At 43.5% G+C, this 19,446-nt stretch carries 22 protein-coding genes and 2 pseudogenes; 17 read left to right on the top strand and 7 right to left on the bottom strand.

Annotated features, from left to right (window positions below; all coding sequences use genetic code 11):
- The first annotated feature begins 153 nt into the window (after positions 1-153).
- Positions 154-1,357, top strand: a pseudogene (locus tag ACUN27_RS29995) (IS110 family transposase).
- A gap of 221 nt (positions 1,358-1,578) precedes the next feature.
- On the opposite strand, the gene cydS reads toward ACUN27_RS29995, so the two are convergent.
- Genes cydS through ACUN27_RS29980 form a run of 3 tightly spaced genes read right to left on the bottom strand, consistent with a single transcriptional unit; the run spans position 1,579 to position 4,061 of the window.
- Complete coding sequence (gene cydS, locus ACUN27_RS29990) at positions 1,579-1,692, bottom strand: cytochrome bd oxidase small subunit CydS (protein WP_379174365.1); 114 nt, start codon at positions 1,690-1,692, stop codon at positions 1,579-1,581.
- A 3-nt stretch (positions 1,693-1,695) separates the two neighbouring features.
- The gene (locus ACUN27_RS29985) at positions 1,696-2,724 is read right to left on the bottom strand and encodes a cytochrome d ubiquinol oxidase subunit II (RefSeq protein ID WP_315955299.1); all 1,029 of its coding nucleotides are present in this window, start codon (positions 2,722-2,724) and stop codon (positions 1,696-1,698) included.
- On the bottom strand, positions 2,721-4,061 hold the full coding sequence (locus tag ACUN27_RS29980) for a cytochrome ubiquinol oxidase subunit I (RefSeq protein ID WP_445560054.1): 1,341 nt from the start codon (positions 4,059-4,061) through the stop codon (positions 2,721-2,723). The genes ACUN27_RS29985 and ACUN27_RS29980 overlap by 4 nt, the downstream gene beginning before the upstream one ends.
- A gap of 286 nt (positions 4,062-4,347) precedes the next feature.
- Here ACUN27_RS29980 and ACUN27_RS29975 point away from each other — a divergent pair, with 286 nt between their 5' ends.
- On the top strand, positions 4,348-4,722 hold the full coding sequence (locus ACUN27_RS29975) for a DUF2512 family protein (protein ID WP_145667255.1): 375 nt from the start codon (positions 4,348-4,350) through the stop codon (positions 4,720-4,722).
- A gap of 79 nt (positions 4,723-4,801) precedes the next feature.
- Here ACUN27_RS29975 and ACUN27_RS29970 read toward each other — a convergent pair whose 3' ends face one another.
- On the bottom strand, positions 4,802-4,996 hold the full coding sequence (locus tag ACUN27_RS29970) for a YgaP family membrane protein (RefSeq protein WP_315955297.1): 195 nt from the start codon (positions 4,994-4,996) through the stop codon (positions 4,802-4,804).
- A gap of 302 nt (positions 4,997-5,298) precedes the next feature.
- Here ACUN27_RS29970 and ACUN27_RS29965 point away from each other — a divergent pair, with 302 nt between their 5' ends.
- The 9 genes from ACUN27_RS29965 (at position 5,299) to ACUN27_RS29925 (ending at position 10,417) form a co-directional block, all read left to right on the top strand.
- Positions 5,299-6,078, top strand: a complete 780-nt coding sequence (locus tag ACUN27_RS29965; RefSeq protein WP_315955296.1) for a sulfite exporter TauE/SafE family protein — start codon at positions 5,299-5,301, stop codon at positions 6,076-6,078.
- A gap of 60 nt (positions 6,079-6,138) precedes the next feature.
- Positions 6,139-7,269 (top strand): MBL fold metallo-hydrolase, encoded by a 1,131-nt coding sequence (locus ACUN27_RS29960; RefSeq protein ID WP_445560677.1) that lies wholly within the window; start codon positions 6,139-6,141, stop codon positions 7,267-7,269.
- A gap of 18 nt (positions 7,270-7,287) precedes the next feature.
- On the top strand, positions 7,288-7,608 hold the full coding sequence (locus tag ACUN27_RS29955) for a rhodanese-like domain-containing protein (protein WP_315955294.1): 321 nt from the start codon (positions 7,288-7,290) through the stop codon (positions 7,606-7,608).
- A 29-nt stretch (positions 7,609-7,637) separates the two neighbouring features.
- Complete coding sequence (locus tag ACUN27_RS29950; protein WP_315955293.1) at positions 7,638-8,210, top strand: sulfurtransferase TusA family protein; 573 nt, start codon at positions 7,638-7,640, stop codon at positions 8,208-8,210.
- Positions 8,211-8,241: 31 nt separating this feature from the next.
- Positions 8,242-8,469, top strand: coding sequence for a sulfurtransferase TusA family protein (locus ACUN27_RS29945; protein WP_315955292.1), 228 nt, complete (start codon positions 8,242-8,244; stop codon positions 8,467-8,469).
- 29 nt (positions 8,470-8,498) lie between these two features.
- Positions 8,499-8,981, top strand: a complete 483-nt coding sequence (locus ACUN27_RS29940; protein WP_315955291.1) for a DsrE/DsrF/DrsH-like family protein — start codon at positions 8,499-8,501, stop codon at positions 8,979-8,981.
- Positions 8,982-9,069: 88 nt separating this feature from the next.
- On the top strand, positions 9,070-9,330 hold the full coding sequence (locus ACUN27_RS29935; protein WP_145667279.1) for a metal-sensitive transcriptional regulator: 261 nt from the start codon (positions 9,070-9,072) through the stop codon (positions 9,328-9,330).
- Positions 9,331-9,354: 24 nt separating this feature from the next.
- Positions 9,355-9,741: a rhodanese-like domain-containing protein gene (locus tag ACUN27_RS29930; RefSeq protein WP_326061583.1), complete on the top strand. Its 387-nt coding sequence runs from the start codon at positions 9,355-9,357 to the stop codon at positions 9,739-9,741.
- A gap of 142 nt (positions 9,742-9,883) precedes the next feature.
- Positions 9,884-10,417, top strand: coding sequence for a cupin domain-containing protein (locus ACUN27_RS29925; protein WP_445560053.1), 534 nt, complete (start codon positions 9,884-9,886; stop codon positions 10,415-10,417).
- 818 nt (positions 10,418-11,235) lie between these two features.
- Here the strand turns inward: ACUN27_RS29925 and ACUN27_RS29920 are convergent.
- The gene (locus ACUN27_RS29920; RefSeq protein ID WP_445560676.1) at positions 11,236-11,742 is read right to left on the bottom strand and encodes a YhcN/YlaJ family sporulation lipoprotein; all 507 of its coding nucleotides are present in this window, start codon (positions 11,740-11,742) and stop codon (positions 11,236-11,238) included.
- Between the two features lie 72 nt (positions 11,743-11,814).
- Positions 11,815-11,916 (bottom strand): annotated as a pseudogene (locus ACUN27_RS29915) (small, acid-soluble spore protein, H family); the annotation flags it as partial.
- A 138-nt stretch (positions 11,917-12,054) separates the two neighbouring features.
- Here ACUN27_RS29915 and tlp point away from each other — a divergent pair.
- The 5 genes from tlp to ACUN27_RS29890 all read left to right on the top strand — a co-directional run bounded on the left by tlp (position 12,055) and on the right by ACUN27_RS29890 (position 14,932).
- On the top strand, positions 12,055-12,276 hold the full coding sequence (gene tlp / locus ACUN27_RS29910) for a small acid-soluble spore protein Tlp (RefSeq protein ID WP_315955286.1): 222 nt from the start codon (positions 12,055-12,057) through the stop codon (positions 12,274-12,276).
- 469 nt (positions 12,277-12,745) lie between these two features.
- Complete coding sequence (locus ACUN27_RS29905; protein WP_315955285.1) at positions 12,746-13,669, top strand: NAD(P)/FAD-dependent oxidoreductase; 924 nt, start codon at positions 12,746-12,748, stop codon at positions 13,667-13,669.
- 29 nt (positions 13,670-13,698) lie between these two features.
- Positions 13,699-13,938, top strand: a complete 240-nt coding sequence (locus ACUN27_RS29900; protein WP_127457915.1) for a glutaredoxin family protein — start codon at positions 13,699-13,701, stop codon at positions 13,936-13,938.
- A 37-nt stretch (positions 13,939-13,975) separates the two neighbouring features.
- A complete protein-coding gene (locus ACUN27_RS29895; RefSeq protein WP_445560052.1) occupies positions 13,976-14,542 on the top strand; it encodes a peroxiredoxin in 567 nt (188 codons plus the stop codon).
- Positions 14,543-14,665: 123 nt separating this feature from the next.
- On the top strand, positions 14,666-14,932 hold the full coding sequence (locus tag ACUN27_RS29890) for a hypothetical protein (RefSeq protein WP_326061588.1): 267 nt from the start codon (positions 14,666-14,668) through the stop codon (positions 14,930-14,932).
- A 64-nt stretch (positions 14,933-14,996) separates the two neighbouring features.
- Here the strand turns inward: ACUN27_RS29890 and ACUN27_RS29885 are convergent, their stop codons facing one another.
- Positions 14,997-16,052 (bottom strand): LacI family DNA-binding transcriptional regulator, encoded by a 1,056-nt coding sequence (locus ACUN27_RS29885; RefSeq protein WP_315955282.1) that lies wholly within the window; start codon positions 16,050-16,052, stop codon positions 14,997-14,999.
- 209 nt (positions 16,053-16,261) lie between these two features.
- Here ACUN27_RS29885 and ACUN27_RS29880 point away from each other — a divergent pair, with 209 nt between their 5' ends.
- Complete coding sequence (locus tag ACUN27_RS29880) at positions 16,262-19,393, top strand: beta-galactosidase (RefSeq protein ID WP_445560051.1); 3,132 nt, start codon at positions 16,262-16,264, stop codon at positions 19,391-19,393.
- The last annotated feature ends 53 nt before the right edge of the window (positions 19,394-19,446 follow it).

Below are 19,446 nucleotides of genomic sequence, written 5' to 3'. Positions count from 1 at the left end.
TGATTCAACTAACGCAGAACGTTAGTTCAGCGATCCAGAGAGTAGTTTGTCACCGCGGCAGCTGCTCTTTCTGTCGTTAAGCGAACGGGCAGCATTCCTATTATGAGGAAATACGAGGTTTGAGAAATAAGAAGACTCCTTGGTATGATGTACATGCATTCTACTCAAAATGAAGGAATTAATCAAATTACTTTTTCTACCTTAATTATCGGAGTCGACATCGCAAAATTTAGGCATGTGGCGAGAGCCCAAGACTTCCGCGGGGTCGAGTTCGGGAAGCCACTTACGTTTGAAAACAATCGAGAAGGCTTTGAATTATTCGTGAGCTGGTTCAGGATGATTGCGACGGAGCAGGGGTTCAAGGACGCCATAGTTGGTATGGAACCAACGGGTCACTACTGGCTAAACCTAGCTCATTTTCTAAAAGAAAAGCAAAGAACTCGGTGACAACTCGCCAACGAAGAATGACATGAAGGACGCAAAAGTGATGGCACAGTTGATCAAAGACGGGAGATACGCTGTAACGAAGCTTCCTCAAGGTGTTTATGCCGAACTGAGGGAAGCCATGAAAATTCGCGATCACCTAACAACTGACCTTTGTGTTGTACAAGCACGTGTCCATAACTGGTTAGATCGGTATTTTCCAGAGTTTCTGACGGTATTTAAGGATTGGGAGTGCAAATCTGCTATCCAAATGCTAAGCCTAAATTTATTGCCGCATGAGCTTGTTTCTGTGCCAGACTAGAAGTTGCTGCAGCATTTAAGAGAAGCTGCAAAGCGCGGGCTTGGTCTAGGTCGAATACAGAATCTGAAGGCAGCAGCCAGCCGTTCTGTTGGCATCAGGCAAGGCTCCGAGTTGGCTAAAATGGAGCTAAAGTTTTTGCTGACACATTACGAATGGCTTAAGAACAAACGTGAGGAATTGAAAGCAAAGCTGGATGAACTACTACTGCAGATCCCTCATGTAGAGCAAGTATTGGCTATGAAAGGGATAGGCCGGTACACTATCGCTGGCTTTCTAGCTGAGGTAGGGGACATTGGCCAGTACCGACATCCGAAGCAGATCACGAAGCTCGCTGGACAAACCAGGATAACAAAGCGGGGCAGGAAACGGCTTCGTGCTTTGCTCTTTAGAGTGATGATGCCGCTAGTCGCTAAAAATTCAGCCTTTCGAACCTTACACGAGTATTACACCAAACGGCCTATGAATCCATTAAAAAAGATGCAGTCTCTCATTGGGTTATGTAACAAACTCATACGCATTCTTTTTGGTATCTTCCAGAAGGGCCATGAGTTTAGTGAAGAAAAGATGATTCAGGATATCCCTCGATTTACGGAAATACCACAAGCAGCTTAATGATGGCTTTTTATGATGATGACCTAAGTTAGAGCAAGATAACAAGAAGCGCGGATGAGTCGGAACAACGTTAACATACGGACGAAGGGACCCTGCCCTAGCAGCATATCTGACCTCCACCTCATGGACAGGTTGAATGAAGGAATGTGGGAGGGGTGAGATTTTTAGTGAGGATACGATTGTGGAGGAGCATGCCATAGTAGAACTAACCACTTCTCTCATTAATTTTCGTCACCTCTAACTCTTTCTTTACCCATCCACCCCCAGCCAAAAACGACCACAAGAGAGGCTATAACGATAATCGGCGGTAACATCATAATTAATATGAATTCCAATATCTATTCTCCTTTCGGGTGCATCTGTCCCCGTACATATCTGGTATTAAACAAAAACAATTTCATTAACAGAAACAGTGATGGAATTAGAAGTAATAGTCCGGTTATAAAAGCAATAATTAAGGCTACTGCCATGGACTGATTAGTAAAATGTTCATACATAGATAAGTAAGGGTAAAGTAGATAAGGTAAGTGAGATGCCCCATAACCGTAAAAAGCAAATGCAAACTGAACCATCACGCAAATAAAGGACAGCCCATAATTTTTTTTCTTCCAAACGAAATAAACAGCTGCCAGAAAGAAGAGAAACGAACATGCAAACATCCAAGATAACTCCGTGATATGCTGATAATGTTCAGGGTTATGCAAGTTAATCGAGTAAAATACGATTAAACTGCAAATGATCGTCGGTGCGCTCCAAATTAATGCCCATTTCCGCACAATTTCAAGAGCTGGCAGATCATTTGCTTTGGCGGCGTAAAATGTTAAAAACATAGCAGAAATATAAAGGACACTAACAATTGCAAGTAAAACAACGGACCATGAGTAAAGACTGAGAAAGAGTTTGCTGTATTGAAATAAGATCTTACCATTCTGAATTTCAATAAAATCACCCTCTGAAATTGTCAGCACTGTTGATAATGAAGCAGGAATCAGAAGTCCAGTTGCACCATATAAGAATGCATAAATTTCTCGACTCTTTATGCCGTATGTATTAAACGCATAGTAGGAACCACGTATAGCAAGAAGTATAATGGCTACGCTACCAGGAACTAATAAGGCTGTTCCATAGTAATAAGCGGTATCTGGGAAAAAGCCTACGATCCCGACAATAAAAAATATGAGAAAGACATTAGTTACCTCCCACACAGGAGATAAGTATCGTTTAATGATATTCTGTATCACGTGTTCCTTACTAGTTCTGTAACTGTAGTAACTAAAAAATCCAGCCCCAAAATCAATAGATGCTACAATTAAATACCCGTACAGAAAGGTCCATAAGACTGTAATTCCCACCACTTCCAAATTCACTTGAGAGCACTCTCCTTATTTTGCAACATAAGCTCGTCTTCGGGCGTATTATTTTTAAACATTTTCACTAAAACACGTAAACATGAAATCCCCAAAATCACGTACAGGGCGAGGAACACGACAAAAAGTAAGCCAACATGTTCAGAAGTCGTTGCACCCTGCTGTGTCTTCATATACCCACGCAAAATCCAGGGCTGTCTGCCTACCTCGGCATATATCCATCCATATTCAATGGCAAACATAGCGAGTGGAGCTCCGATGACAATCGCGGCAAGGAGCAGTTTGTTGTATGGATTCCCTTTTCGAAACCAAAGAGCAAGAATAAACAATAAAGGTATACTGGTTAGATAACCACCAATACCAACCATGGCATCAAAAGTGTAATGAATCCAAAGCGGAGGGATTTCATCCGCAGGAAAATCATTTAGTCCCTTTACTTCACTCTTAGGATTTCCATGAGCAAGTACGCTTAATGCAAATGGGATTTTCCATCCATATTTAACTTCGTGTGTTTCGGTTAGAATACCACCCACAATTAAAGGTGCATGTGACATCGTTTCAAAATGCCATTCCCCAGCTGCCAGCTTTTCAGGTTGATATTTCGCCAAATATTTCCCAGACAAATCACCAATTAAGAAGGTTGATATTGCAAAAACAAGTGCTGCAAAAAGCGTCATATTCAATACTTTCTTATAGTAAATATGACGTTTTCCCTTTAATAGGGCGTATGCCGCGTTCCCTGCAATAATAAAAGCAGACGTAAGATAAGCTGAAACCAATACATGGGAGACTTTAGTTGGACTTGCAGGAGTAAACATAGCCTTAAGAGGCTGTACGTTACCTATAATCCCATCAACAATCTCAAATCCTTGCGGAGAATTCATAAAGGCATTAACAAGGGTAATAAAAAGTGCAGAACATGACGCACCAATGACCACAGGAATAATAAACAAAAAATGAATTTTGGGTTTAAATCGATCCCATGTATACATATAAATACCAAGAAAAATGGCCTCGAAGAAAAAAGCGAATATTTCCATAAACATAGGTAAACCGATAGCTTGTCCAGCTATCCTCATGAAATTGGGCCACAAAAGGTTAATTTGTAGGCCAAGAGCCGTTCCAGAAACAACCCCTACGGCTACTGTAATGACATATCCACGTGTCCACCTTCGTGCCATCAAGGTATAATGGGGGTCATTTCGACATATACCCATCCATTCCGCCAAGGCAATAAGAACAGGAATTCCGACTCCGATGGTTGCAAAAATAATATGAAATACAAAAGTCAAAGACATTAGTGCACGGCTGTAAATAACCGGATCATTAGCAAACATGAATTCAACAACTCCTTTATACAATACCGGTAATCTTCTCCATCGTGACTAAAACAGATGGTGAGAAATTGATAATAGTAAGATAACTGCAATGACCAAGCATAGAATAATCAACTTTTTTTCCTGCCTTTGATAACGTTCCACGACAGTATCCTTTCAAAATTCGAATGTTCTTTAGTATTATCAAATTCATAAGAAAAATGTATATATTACCAATCAATATTTCGGTAGCAATAGGCAATGCTAAGAAACAGAAGTACATTCTAGGTGAAAGAAGGCAAAGAAAATGTTGCGAATGCTTGGGAAAATGTTTTTGAAGTTACTACTAAATGGAGTTTTTATAATCCCCCTATTGATGTATTTAACGCAAGCCACTCTTACAGAGGCATTCTTTGCCACTTATACTTTTTCGCTAATGTCTTATGTTGCAATTGATCAATTGTTTTTAAGAGTCACCAACAATGGGGTCGCAACTTTAGCAGATGTAGGGCTTGCCTTTGTTTTCTTTTGGTTGGTCGAGAAATTCTTCTTCCACTGGTCCATAAACTTTATGAATGTAGCGATAATTGCTTTGGTTTTTGGCATCATAGAGTTCTTTATGCATAGCTATTTTCAGAAGGACAGGGGAAGACTTGATCGACATAGTTTTAGTGATAACTAATTTAACTAGGTCCTGTAAAATAAAAAACAGAAGGAAAACTCAGATCCTGAGCATTTCTTCTGTTTTTAACAATTTTGTTTCAAGACTTACTATCAGCTTTGCAATTCGATATCCCCAAAACAGCATTGAGTGGACAATAACGAGTCGTTCCCGTAACAATAGGCGCTATTCCAATTAAGCCCCACCATTTTTTATAATATGTCCCTGCAAGAACAATAGCCGATCCAATTGCTATTCTTAGAACTTGCTCCGTCTTCCCTACGTTACATTGCATAAAAACACCTCCAAAGTATCTATAATGCCATGCTGTTACGCTACAGTACACATTGAATATGATGCCCTTTCTCAGTCCGATAATGAAGGAATTTGAGTTTGTAATTTCAGGGGTTGACGCAAATAAAAATCTTTAATATAGTATCAATATACCCATACGGGTATACGTAAAATAAAAAGGAGGTGTAAGAAGGAATTCTCGAAACTAAATAGGCAAAAGGAAGAGAATTTTTTTTGCAATTTTATATACCCCCATAGGTATATGAATGGCGTGGTCTAATGAACACGGAAAGGCTGTGCTTTATGGATTTAGCATGGATCATAACTATTTTCACTATTGGATTTTTGGGCTCGTTTATTTCGGGAATGGTGGGAATCGGCGGTTCCATTATTAACTATCCGATGTTGTTATTTATACCTGCAGCATTAGGATTTGCAGTTTTTACCCCGCAGGAAGTATCTGCAATCAGTGCAATTCAGGTGTTCTTCGCGAGCTTAATGGGGATGCTTGTGTTTCGAAAAGGGAGACTACTAAATAAATCCTTAGTGCTTTACATGGGTATTTCAATTATCATTGGCAGCTTTATGGGGAGCTTTGTATCCAACACATTATCAAGTTCAGTGATCAATCTCGTTTATGCTATTTTGGCACTGATTGCTGCCATTTTGATGTTTTTACCTAAGAGAGGAAAAGATGTCGAAGATGTAAGCAAAGTTACATTTAATAAACCTCTAGCGGTTATTTTAGCTTTAATCATCGGGACGGTATCAGGGATCGTAGGCGCGGCGGGTGCTTTTATAACGGTACCAGTGATGCTGGTCGTTCTTAAGATCCCAACTAGAGTTGCTATCGCATCATCCCTAGCCATAACTTTCATATCTTCCATTGGCTCTACGACAGGAAAGCTACTAGGTGGACACATGCTTTTGGTTCCATCCATTGTGCTTGTCATTGCAAGTACGATTGCATCACCTATTGGTGCTAAACTGAGTGGAAAAATCAACACAAAGATGCTTCAGTGGATTTTGGTTGTATTGATAACGGCAACTGTCATAAAAATTTGGTTCTCAATTTTCCTTTAAAATCATCCGACCTTTTACCTCTGGAGGGAACTATACATGAATGAAAAACAAATACAAGGAATGAATGTTGCTAATTTAGCTAGAAAGGTTTTGAACCATACACCCATTTTTATTTTAGATGTTCGGAATGAAAGTGACTTCAACGACTGGAAAATCGAAGGCGAGAAAGTTAGTATCCTCAACGCGCCATATTTTGACCTTCTGGATGGCGTAGATGAGATTCTTGATCAAATACCGGATGACCAAGAAGTTGTAGTGGTTTGCGCGAAGGAGGGCTCATCGAAGTTTGTAGCTGAACAGTTGGTGGAAAACGGGAAACAATCTATTTCTTATTTGATTGGCGGCATGAAGTCCTGGAGTGAGCATCTTGAGCCGGTGAAAATAGCCGACTTGAATGATGGAGGTACCCTGTATCAATTTGTACGGTTAGGCAAAGGATGTCTGTCTTATATGGTGATTTCTGATGGGGAAGCTGCCGTTATTGATGCGGTTCGGATGACCGAGGTATTCGAGGATTTTGCCAAAGAAAATCAGGCCGTCATCAAACATACCCTGGATACTCACCTTCATGCCGATCATATTTCAGGCGGCCGGCAATTAGCTGAGAAAACTGGAGGATCTTACTGGCTTCCGCCTAAGGATGCGACAGAGGTTGTGTTTCATTATGAAAAACTTGAAGAACACAGCCAGCTTGTCATTGGGAAAACAGAAATCAACATCCAGCCTATTTATTCCCCCGGCCATACGATAGGAAGCACATCACTTCTTATTGATAATCAATATTTGCTATCCGGAGATATTTTATTCGTGAAGTCAATTGGCCGCCCTGACTTGGCTGGGAAAGCAGAAGATTGGGTCGCTGACCTCAGAACGACATTGTATGAGCGGTATAAGCATCTATCTGACGATTTAATCGTGCTTCCTGCCCACTTTGGTACAATTGCTGAATTAGGTGATAAAGGGCAAGTAGCCGCACGTCTAGGTGATTTGTATAAAGAAAATCCTGGTCTGAACATACACGACGAATCCGCATTTAGACGCACCGTTTCGGAAAATCTGCCGCCGCAACCGAATGCCTATCAAGAAATACGCCAAACGAACATGGGGAGAATTAGTCCGACAATGGAAGAACAGCGAGAAATGGAGATTGGACCAAACCGTTGTGCCGTTCATGATGACAGATCAAAATAAATATTTGGAGGAAACCAAGTGTCTAATAAAAACTATAAAGAACTGCTGCCACATGAAGTTTTAGAGCGAATCAAACAGAAAGAGAATGTAACCATCCTTGATGTTCGGGAGCACGACGAATGGGAATCCGGACATATATACGGCGCCAAACATATCCCTCTCGGCCAAATCGCTCGAGCGCTTAATGAAATAGAGCCAAAACAAGAAACAATCATTGTTTGCCGCAGCGGTAATCGAAGCGGAATAGCTTGTGATTATTTATTTTCTATGGGCTATCACGTTGTAAATATGTCTGGTGGCATGTCCCAATGGTCTGGCGAAGTGGTTTACGGAAAATAACCAAATGCAAAAATGGAGGTCTATAACCTATGACAGCATTGCATGTAGATCGTACGCTGGAGTGTGAAGGACTTGCTTGTCCACTACCAGTGGTTCGTACCAAAAAGGCAATAGATGAGATGAATCATGGCGAAGTATTGGAAGTACGTGCGACGGATAAAGGCTCGGTGGCTGACCTAAAGGGCTGGGCAAGCCGCACAGGACACCAATACGTTGGGTTAAAAGAGGAAAACGGCATTTATCGTCATTTCATCCGCAAAGCTGAAGCATCCGGAACCAAAGCGGACATGAAATTTCCTCATACCACAACCAATGATGAGTTATTGGCTAGAATAAATGCTGGAGAAAAACTCAATATCCTTGATGTCAGGGAGCAGGCAGAATATGCTTTTGGACGTATTCCAGGGGCCATTTCACTTCCTTTAGGTGAACTCGAAGAAAAGATGATGCAGCTTGACCCAAACAAGGACTATTACGTTGTATGCCGTACCGGAAACCGCAGTGATATGGCATGCCAAATGCTAACAGATCGAGGGTTTAAAAGTGTTAAGAATGTATCGCCCGGTATGTCGCAATGGGGACATTTTGTAGAAAAAGACTAATTGCATTTTTAATTCTAAGGAGGAGTTTAGAATGGTAGATTTGATTGTTGACGCGAAGGGGTTGGCATGTCCACTGCCGATTGTTAAAGCCAAAAAGGGGATCGATTCTTTGGAGCCAGGACAGATCATGGAATTGCAAACGACGGACAAAGGGTCGATGAAAGATTTCCATGCTTGGGTCAATCAAACGAAACACGAACTCATTGATGTAAAAGAAGAAAATGGGATTTTCACATTTACAGTGAAAAAAGGATCATGACCTAAGTACAATTGGAGGATGTGGGAAGCATGGGAGATAACAAAGAGAAAACAACAATTGTTCTTTTTAGCGGAGAGCTAGATAAAGCGATTGCCGCATTTATTATCGCAAATGGCGCTGCCGCCTATGATCATGAAGTCACGATTTTCATGACCTTTTGGGGACTGAACGTACTTCGTAAAGATCAAAAAATATCGGTGAAAAAGGGATTCCTGGAGAGAATATTTGGAAAAATGATGCCACGTGGAGCTGAAAAACTTGGAATTTCCAAAATGAATTTCGGTGGCATGGGACCAAAAATGATTAAACATGTAATGAAAAAGCATAATGCTTTATCCCTACCACAATTAATTGAATTAGCTCAAGAACAAGGTGTTAAACTGATTGCTTGTACGATGACTATGGACTTGCTCGGTTTGCAGCAGGAAGAGCTGCTGGATGGCATTGAATATGCGGGTGTTGCCGCATATTTGGGAGATGCTGCTGATGCTAAAGTAAATTTATTTATTTAACTTTTCAGTTCTCCAGCCTCCTTATTGTTTTCGATGGTCACATCAGCAATAATATACCTATACAGGTATAAAGAAAGGATGGCAGAATATGAAATACGATGATGATGTAAAAAAGAGATTAAAACGTGTGGAAGGTCAAATCCGCGGTGTCTTAAAAATGATGGAGGAAGAACAGGACTGCAAGGATGTTGTAAGCCAAATTTCTGCTGTCAGAAGCGCCGCGGACAAAGCGATTGCCTACATTGTTGCAGTCAATTTGGAACAGTGTATCCTAGAGGAAATGGAAGCTGGAAGAGATTCGAGCAAGATGGTCAAACAGGCCGTTGAATTGTTAGTTAAAAGCCGGTAATAGGATTAGGAAAGAGGTTAGCCTATGGATTATACATCCATTTTAAATATCGTGGCCTTAGTGTTTTTAGTCTGGTTTATTTATTCCAGGTTTGCAAGCTTAAAAGGTCTAAACAATCTATCGCCAGCTCAGTTTCAGGAAGAATTGAAGGGAAAGCTTAATTACATTCTGATTGATGTACGTGAACCCGGCGAAGTAAAGCAAGGCTACATTCCAGGTGCGATCAATATACCGTTATCCAAGATGAAACAAAGAGTTGGCGAAATTCCAAAAAATAATCATGTATTTCTATATTGTCGGAGTGGTATGAGGAGCAAACAAGCAGCAAGAATTCTAAAAAAGAATGGTTTTCATAAACTATCTCATTTACAGGGCGGAATTATGTCATGGAAAGGGAAGTTAACTAAATAAATAAATAAATAAATAAACATTAGCCCCGTGGGTTAATGTTTTTTATTTTACATAAGTTGGACTCTTGCCCATTTTTCACTCCATTTATTAGGCATAAGCATAAGATAAGAGATAACAATAAAATCAGTGGAGGTAAGTCATTATGTATCGTAGTTCTTACCATTATTATCAATGGTATCATCCCTTACGTTGGAATTGGAAAAACCCCGAATGGAGCTACACTTGGTATCCTCACTATTACAATCGGGACAGTACCAACTATAATGGAAACATGAATTTAACAGATTATGGACCAAGACCATTGGTATTGAATATTGACCAAGCAACTAGGCAAAACAATACTTACCGTACAGCTTTATGGACGGGGGAACACTTTCAAGTGACCTTAATGAGTATTAATGTTGGAGAAGACATAGGTTTAGAAGTACATCCCTCAACAGATCAATTCATACGCATTGAAGCTGGTCAAGGATTTGTCCAAATGGGCGATAGTAAAGATAAATTGGATTTTCAACAAATGGCTTATGATAATTTTGCAATTATGATACCTGCTGGAAAATGGCACAACGTAACCAATACAGGTAATACACCACTTAAAATATACGTTATCTATGCTCCACCGGAGCATCCCCATGGTACGGTTCATCAAACAAAAGCAGATTCTCGCTTGGGTTAGAACAGGAATCGCTACTATAGGACTTGGCTTTTTGGCCACAGGAATAGTATTTCGAGCCAACCTGTATTCCTATTGTATTCATAAAATCGCTGCAATCGTAGGAATTAACGGCAAATTCCTTCAATACACGTCTCCCCGAGGAAAAGTTTACAATACAGTTGCCGCTGCCATCAAAAGCATTAACGACGACCCGGGCTCCTTTATGTACACTACAATCTGGTGGTCTCACGTGGCGGAGGCAGATACGATCTGGTTCAGGAAAATGCGATCAAATCTGGCATCACCGCGCTCCGATTTTCGAGATGAGAAGAAAACGATTTCAGGGGGCTCGATTGAGGAGATCCCCCTTTTTTGTGCTTGAACCGAAAAGATAGTTTCTCCCTAATCTATTGTGGAACCCCTTAAATCCCAAGTGATAGGGATCTTCTTTGTCGTTATTTTTCCATTACAAACTGTTAGAATGACGATGTGGTTTATTCGTTTTCAAATGTGTTAAGCATCACCTGGTTGATCGTGTGTATTATTTTGTGCAGACTGGTCAGGCGATTTTCGAGTTCGAGATTGCAGTTCCTTATCTACGGTACGCTGAGATTTGGTTATCTTAGTTTTAGTTTTATCGGACATTGAGATTACCTCCCACCCCTTTGAGTAATTTGAAACATATATATTGTACTCACTTAAGAAGTAATATAAGCAGACACATTGTGCCAACACTTTTAGTTTCTTATTCTTTAGCCGGACATGATCATCATCTCCTAGCAAAACAATCCCAACTTGTCTCTTGACAATGAAGGGATTCGTTCCGTGTTTTGCCTATTTTATCTGGCGCTTGGGAAAATACGACGAACCATCTCGCTGAATTGTTCGACAAAGCCGGATGCCGGTCTTCCTTGACCTACATCCGTTATATAAGAATTCACACGATCGACAAATTCAGGATTCGAAGATACGTACACATTTTGAATATTTGCATCCGTAGCTTTGACTTGCTGGGCAATTTGATTCTCCAAATCCTTGGTCAGCTCGGTTTGTGGCGTATTCACCACAGCTGCCACGTAAGCATTTCGATTGGTAACAAGGACATTCGCAGATTTGACTCCTGGCACCTGTGTAATTTTATCAGCGGCTTGTTTCGCAATTTGAATGCGGTTGTCGCCAGCTGACGGTTGATACTGATTCTGCCGAATCGGGGCAACTGTTCCTTGCGGAACCCCTTGCTGCCGGACCTGATTCTTGGCATTGTGTGTGCATCCTGTCGCAATCACCATGCAAGATACAATAAGCAGTGTAGCTCCTTGGATTTTGCGTTGTATGGTAAGCATCATATAGCACCTCCATCTTGATGCTCTTATTATGCTGCTAATTACTTTGAACCATTCATGGCATGTTTCCAAAGGATAAATTCTGACTGTACCATACTTTTCGTCGACATGTTGGATGTAAATAGGCGTCCCATTATGTTTAAAATCCCGAGGATAATCCCCTGCTTTACTGTCCAAGGTCGTCTGGCTTTCAGTCGGTGGCTAACGAGAATTTTAGCGGCGTAGCCGTTTTTTTGTTTGAATGAATAATTTGATTGATCATTTGGAATCGTATAACAGGATGTTAATAACTCGCAACAAAGGGAGGGAACTACTATGGCTAAGCCAGACAATCGCGAAGATAACCCAGCCCGTATTCAGAATGCCATCGATAATACAATGGCCAATCTAAACGAAGCTGAGGAATACTTGGATGAACATGCGGATGAAATTTCTGCTGTAGACAAAGAGAGCATCGAATCAAAAAATGCTCGCCGCAAAGAGAGCATCAATGGATTTATCGCAGAGAAACAAGACGAAACCAACGCACAAGAATAACAGACTTTCCCACTAAATAAAAGCACCCTTTAGTCGAGATATCGGATAACCATTCTGGTTCAACCGAAATCTTCTATGGGGTGTTTTTCTATGCCCATTATTCTTGCCGCCATTTTCCTATACTCGGAATTTAATTTTCATGGGTGAAGTTCGGATGAATCGGGAAAAGCGAAAACAATTTGAAAAAGAGAAACGAAAGAAAAAGAAGAAAAAAAATAAAATCTAAATATTGTATATAGAATTGAACGCCCGTTAAAAAATTGAAATAATAGCTGTTCTTCGTTCCTTATGAATGGAAAAAAGAAAAGATCCGGACATTCTACCCCCTCTAGACTAGAAACGGAAACTCTTATTTATAATAATTATTAAAAAGTATTGACTTTCATTCATATTTATTTATAATAATTATTATCTGATATCGATTATCAGTGGACAAGCAGTGGAACGGATAGAAAGGGTGCAGCGGGCAATGTACGATGTCATTATTATTGGAGCAGGACCGGCAGGAGCTTCAGCTGCCATCTATACAGCTAGAGGAAACTTGAAGACGTTGGTGATTGATAAAGCACCGAACACGGGAGCTTTGGCCATCACGCACAAAATTGCCAATTACCCAGGGGTAATTGGGGCGATGTCTGGCAAGGAATTGCTGGATACGATGCGGGAGCAAGCAAAAGGCTTCGGCGCTGAATTTATTCAAACGACAATTACGGCTGTAGATGTGGAAGATGAGACGAAAGTCGTGTTTACGGCGGACGGTATGTATGAAGGCAAATCGATTATCATTGCGACGGGATCGAAAGGACGCAACCGTATGCTTCCTGGTGAAGAGAACCTGCTCGGGCGTGGCGTGAGTACTTGTGCAACGTGTGACGGCGCTTTTTTTGAAGGAAAAACGGTCGCAGTCATCGGTGATTCGGAAGAAGCGCTGGAAGAAGCCCAGGCACTAAGCAAATTTGCGGAAAAAATCCACTTCGTGGTACCGCGCCCCGAATTGCAAGGCGTTCATCATACCCCGGAGATACCGGGAACGGACATCCTCTATAAAGCCAAACCGCTTGAAGTGCTTGGTACCAATAAGGTAGAAGGGCTTCGCATTCGCACAGGCGTTGGTACGGAAGAAGTTCTTGAGGTGGACGGCGTTTTCGTCTTCCTATCCGGAAGCAAACCGGGGACAGACTTCCTGCAGGGCCAAGTGCCGCTGGATGAAGAGGGCTTCATGATTCTCGACAGCTCGATGCAATCATCGGTTCCAGGCGTGTTCGGCGCCGGCGAAGTTAGACGCACACCTGTTAAGCAAGCGGTCGTTGCAGCTGCGGATGGGGCCATTGCGGCCATGGCCGTTGATAAATTTATTAATAAACGGGCTCAATTGATCCCGCAATATAAATAATCTTACAACCTAATAGGAGATGAAATCATATGTCTAATGTCATTGTTTATTCAAGCACGAATTGCCCTTATTGCCAGCAGTTAAAAAAATACTTAACCGATCAGCAAGTGGCCTATGAAGAAAGAAATATTGATCTCAATGACCAATATGGCCAAGAGCTTCATGATATGGGCATGATGTCACTGCCGGTAACGGTGATTGGCGAGCACAAAATTCTAGGTCTCAATGTGACCAAGCTCAAAAAGGCTTTGGCTGAGGTAACTGTTTAATCCACATAAAATAGACAGATAAAGAGGAGAGAGAACCATGACACAATTAACCGCACAACCATCCCAATCTTTTGCTAAAATAGGACTGCCGGCACCAACTTTTTCACTTCTGTCCACGAAAAACATGGAAACTTTAGAAGAGAAAATTTCTCTTGAGGACTACAGAGGCAAGTGGTTAGTATTCTTCTTCTGGCCTTTCGATTTCACCTATGTATGTCCAACAGAAATTACAGCTTTCAGCGACAACTATGAGGAGTTCCTCGATTTGGACTGCGAAATCGTAGGAGCATCCGTGGATAGTGTATACACGCATAGAGCTTGGACACAAACGCCGCGCGACCAAAGCGGTATCGGTCCCGTGAAATTCCCGCTCGTCAGCGATTTCTCCAAAGAAACTGCGCGCGCGTATGGCGTGCTGGATGATGAAACAGGTGCAGCTCACCGCGGTTTGTTCATTATCGACCCTGAAGGTGTGCTGCGCTACCAAGTCGTGACAGACATGAATGTTGGACGTTCGGTAGACGAGACGTTGCGTGTGCTTCAAGCGCTTCAAGCCGGAGGACTTTGCCCGGCGAACTGGAAACCTGGTGACAAAACGCTATAATTTATAAATGTAGCATGCCCCAATTCGTATTTAATCTACGGATTGGGGCTTTCGTGTGCATTCGGGGCTGCATTTGCAGTATAATAGGAAGGCAAATGAGGCAACGACAGAAAGGTTAGATCGATGATGCAGTCCATTTCGGACAAACTATTTATGGGTTCTTTGATTTTATTGATGATTTCCGTTGTGGTCAGCGGAATCGGGTTTCAATTCGTGAACTGGCGCTCGCAAGTAACAGATGAGTTGGATGCGGAGACGAATTCCAGTTCCGCCCGTAAGAAGGCGGTCATGGAGCGTCAAGATAAGAGCTTGAAGCGTGTACTTCGTTCCTATTTATTCTGGATCGCGATTGCAGGTATGCTCGTATCCGTCTTACTCTCTCGATTGTAAGCTCTTTTAATACAGAAAAAGGCGTATAGCGGCTCTAGGAGCCCATGCTATATGCCTTTTTCGTTTAACCGGAATCTCGCGCGATGAAACGGGACGAGAGAATGATTTTCTCGGCTTGTCTTCCCGGGTATTTAAGCCTGTAAAGGAGAGTTTCCACTGCTCGAATGCCGAGCGATTCTTTCGCAAGCTCAATGGTGCTAAGAGGCGGATGCGCATAAGCGGAGGCATCAATATTATCAATCCCGATAACCTTAACCTGGCCCGGAACATCGATACCTTGGCGCTTCAGTATGGGAATCAGCTCCAGAGCTATTTGATCGTTAGCGCAGATAATGCCTTCGGGCAGGCTTTCAGGTGAAAGAGCCAAAACTTTGCGCTCCAGGTACTGCAGGACCTGTCGACTCTGGTAGGGAATGCTCCATTTCTTCAGAGAGTAGTCCTCATCCGGTTTGCTTAAATCTTCCATGGCCATTCGGCAGCCCCAGAAGCGCTCCTTGAAGCTGACGGCAAATTGATCATCGCCGACGAAAACAAGCCGTTTCAAGCCGGCTGCGAGGAGACGTTGACAGGCCATTTTACCCGAGTCCAAATTATTATTGAGAACGCAATCGACATCCACTAGAGGTTCGGAATGGTCAATTAATACGAGCGGAATCCCGGTTTGTTGGAGGGAGATGACCGAAAGGGTAGGAAAAGTTCCTGCCAGAAGATGGCCCGCGCAGTGGGCAGGATTCACATAGGAAGGAATCTGCAGTTGTTCGTTATGATGAGCCGGCACAGGGATGATCAGATGCTCGAAGCCCAGCTCCTTGCTGGCCGCCCCGATCCCCGCGAGAACTTTTCCCCAGAATGGATTATCTTGCTGATAAATGGCCTGAATCCAAACCAGAATATAAGGCGTTTGCCCGTTAACGCTCACAGGTTCAGTATTCAGGCTTCCAGAGTTCTGCGCTGCTGATTGGATGAGATATCCCATGGCTTTCGCCATTTCTTGAATACGAAGCCGATTCTCCTCGCTTACACCTGATTTTCCGGACAGCGCTTGGGACACGGTGTATTTAGATAGTCCTAGTCGATCTGCTATTTGCTGCATGGAAACTTTTTTACTCAAGGATTGCACCTACTTAAATTAAAATCATTTTTCACATAACAAAACTAACAAATCTCATTGTTTACTAAAAAAGAGACATTGTCAATATATTGGGAAGTTTACGTATAAAAATGAATTGACGTCAAGACTGAAAATGATTACAGTAGGGGTGTCGAAATAAGTGTTAGCCTAACAAAAATAACGAAATTATAATACTCAACACAACGGGAGGTTTCAAAATGGGTGACTGTGTAATTTTTTATGATGCAGCGTTTCCTTATGAAGGCACTCGGCCGGACAGCCGCAGCCTAGAAGCATTGGCACAATTGGGCCGCATTGTAGGTGCCGAGGAGCTATCGGAAGCCCTACTGCAAGGTACGGCTGACAATTTCCTTCATCTCCATGGGCGGTATTTTCCAAAAACGGCTTGGGAAGCGGTGATGTCGCATGTTCGCAGAGGGAAAGGCCTGCTTCATCTCGGAAGCGCGCCATTTCGAGTGCCGGTTTATCCAAGCAACGAGGGATGGACAGTGGAAGCAGAGCAAACCGGATACCATCAGCTTTTGCAGATCCACGAGGTGCTTCCAATCGACCCGGCACCGATAGCCCGTTATGCGGCTCATTCGGATCTGCCTTTGCTCGCCGGCAAAGAGGTGTTGTTTCAAGTGCAGCCAACGGTTGGTCTGGCGCTTCACGTAACTCGCGCGGATGATCATCCGGGTCAGGTTGGCTCGAGCGGACCGATGGACGCCCACCTTTTGCCGCTGCTGAAGGGAATTTCTCCAGAAGGCCGCGAAGTTGCAGCGCCAATCGTGCTGCTGGAGAACACGAAGGGTGATTTTGCAGGCGGACGCTGGATTTTCGCCAACTTGGTGACGGATGATGCCTTCTGGACACAAGGGGGAGCGGAAGTGCTGAGGGACTTGGCTGCCTTTACGGCGCGGGGGGTAACCGAAATTTGGTTCAAGCCGAATTACGCCTGTTATGATCCCGGTGACCGAGCGGCATTGACCATCCAATTGCAAACGCTTGCCAATCGCGAAGCAGCTGTTTCGGCTAATACGGCGTGGACATTCCATGTTCAAGTGAAGAAAGACGGCGTTTCGGAGCCGTTATGGTCAACTTCGGTTCAAATGGAGGCATCCCGCGAACTGACTTATAAAAAAATGAATGTGCCGATCGATCTGGAGCCCGGATATTATTCGGCAGTTTGTACAGCCATTGCCAATACAGGAGAGACGCGTTTCTACCAGCAGGGTTTTTGGGGATATGATACGGAGCTGCTGCGCGAAGGAACACCGCTTTCCTGCGATCGCGACTATTTCATTAAAGATGGGCGTCCGCTGCCGATCGTTGGCATGACCTATATGACGAGCGATGTGGCTCGGAAATTTCTTTTTCTGCCTAACGTATCAGTCTGGGATAAGGATATCGCACAAATGGTCAAAGCAGGGATTAACCTGCTGCGTACAGGGATTTGGTCCGCATGGCGCCAAGTGATGTTCGTCGATGGCCATCCCTATGAAGAAGTGCTGCGTGCCATTGATGCCTTCATTTTGACTTGTAAAAAGCACAACATCGAAGTCACGTTTAATTTCTTCGCTTTTACACCGGAGCTGTGGGAGGGTGTCAATCCTTATCTGGATCCGCGCAGCGTGGAAGCTCAGAAGCGATTTATTTCGGCCATCGTGTCGCGCCATAAAGAAACAACGAATGTCCATTGGGATTTGATCAATGAGCCGTCCATGTTTAACCCGAATAAGCCATTTTCCGGGCCGCAATCCGCTCAGGACAAATTTGAGAAAGCAGCGTTCACCGCATGGCTGGAAAACCGTCACGGCGATATTCGCAAGCTGCAGGAGCGTTGGAATATGACGCCAATGGAACTGCCTGATTTTCAAAGCGCAAAACTTCCCGATGTGTCGGAAATGAACATGAAGACGACCGAAATGCTGGAGAAAAAAGGCGGACCATGGCTGGATTATACGTATTTTACGATGGATATGCATAATCGCTGGGCTAGTGAATTAATTGCGACCATTCGCAGCATCAATCCTGCTCATTTGGCAACGGTCGGTCAGGATGAGGGACTTGGTGCACTGCGCCCATCACCATTTTTCTATGCGGAAGTAGTGGACTATACGACGGTTCATACCTGGTGGCTAATGGATCAGTTGGTGTGGGACGGTATTTTCTCCAAAGCGCCGGATAAGCCGAGCCTGATTCAGGAAACCGGCATCATGTATATAGAAACAGCTGATGGACGCGCAAAACGTTCGGAACATGAGCTGCGGAACATTCTGGAGCGCAAGTATGCGTATGCCTTTTCGACGGGTGGGGCGGGCGCTGTGCAGTGGATTTGGAATATTAACTTCTATATGAACAATATTAATGAATCGCACATCGGTGCGCTGCGAGCAGATGGCACGGAGAAACCGGAAGCGGATGTTTCCTATGATTTCGGCGCTTTTATGGGCCGTATTCGGGATTTGTTTGTGGACCGTCAGTTGGAGGAAGTCGTGGCTATTTTCCCTTACTCCAATGATTTTTCAACCAGAAGATTAGCTGGCGAAGCCACTTCCAAGCTTACTCGTACGCTGGCGTATTCAATGAATGTGCCTTTCCGTGGCATGGGTGAGTATCAATTGGATGCTTTGGAGCACAATCCTCCCAAGCTGATTATTGTTCCTAGTGCTCACAATTTCAGCGATGAAGCATTGGAAAAGCTGACTCAGCATGTGCGCACGCATGGCGGAACGCTTTTATTCACAGGACCGCTTGGACTGAATGAATACTGGACGCCAGTATCGCGTCTGACGGACGTGGTTGGCGAAACGGTGCTAAGCAACATTTTGCGGGAAGAAATGATGGTCTTGAACGGTAGCCAGTATCCTGTCTCTTTCGGCGGCGCCCGAATTTCACAAGCGAACAAAGAGATCGCTCTCTCCGAAGGTGAGGATGAGAACAACGGATGGAGCTCCGGGCACGGAACCACACGGCGTTATGCGCTTGGCAAAGGGCAGCTCATCTGGTGTCCGCTGCCGGTTGAATTAAATGAGCGCGGTGAAAGCATAGAAGCGTTGTACAACTATGCATTGGCGGAAGCAGGCGTATCAGAGGAAATGACGTGGGTGAAAGGCGGGCAACTGCCGGGCGTTTACGGACGCAAGTTGAGCTTTGCCCAAGGTTCATTGTATATTTTCGTGTCGGAGTACAGCGTAGATACAGCGATCGAAGTGATAGATCCGGCTACCGGCCGAAGTTATGCCTTTGAACTTGAGTCGGAGCGTACCGTTATGTTCGCGACAGATCGGGAAGGCGCATTATCAGCTGTTTACCGTCCGAATCAAGTGGTCGTCAACGTGAAATAAATAAAATTGCCTCTGCTCCGCAGCAGCTGATGACAGTCAGCTAAGCGGACAGA

The organism is Paenibacillus sp. WC2504, assembly GCF_052682475.1.
This window is presented reverse-complemented; position numbering and strand designations above follow the sequence as displayed.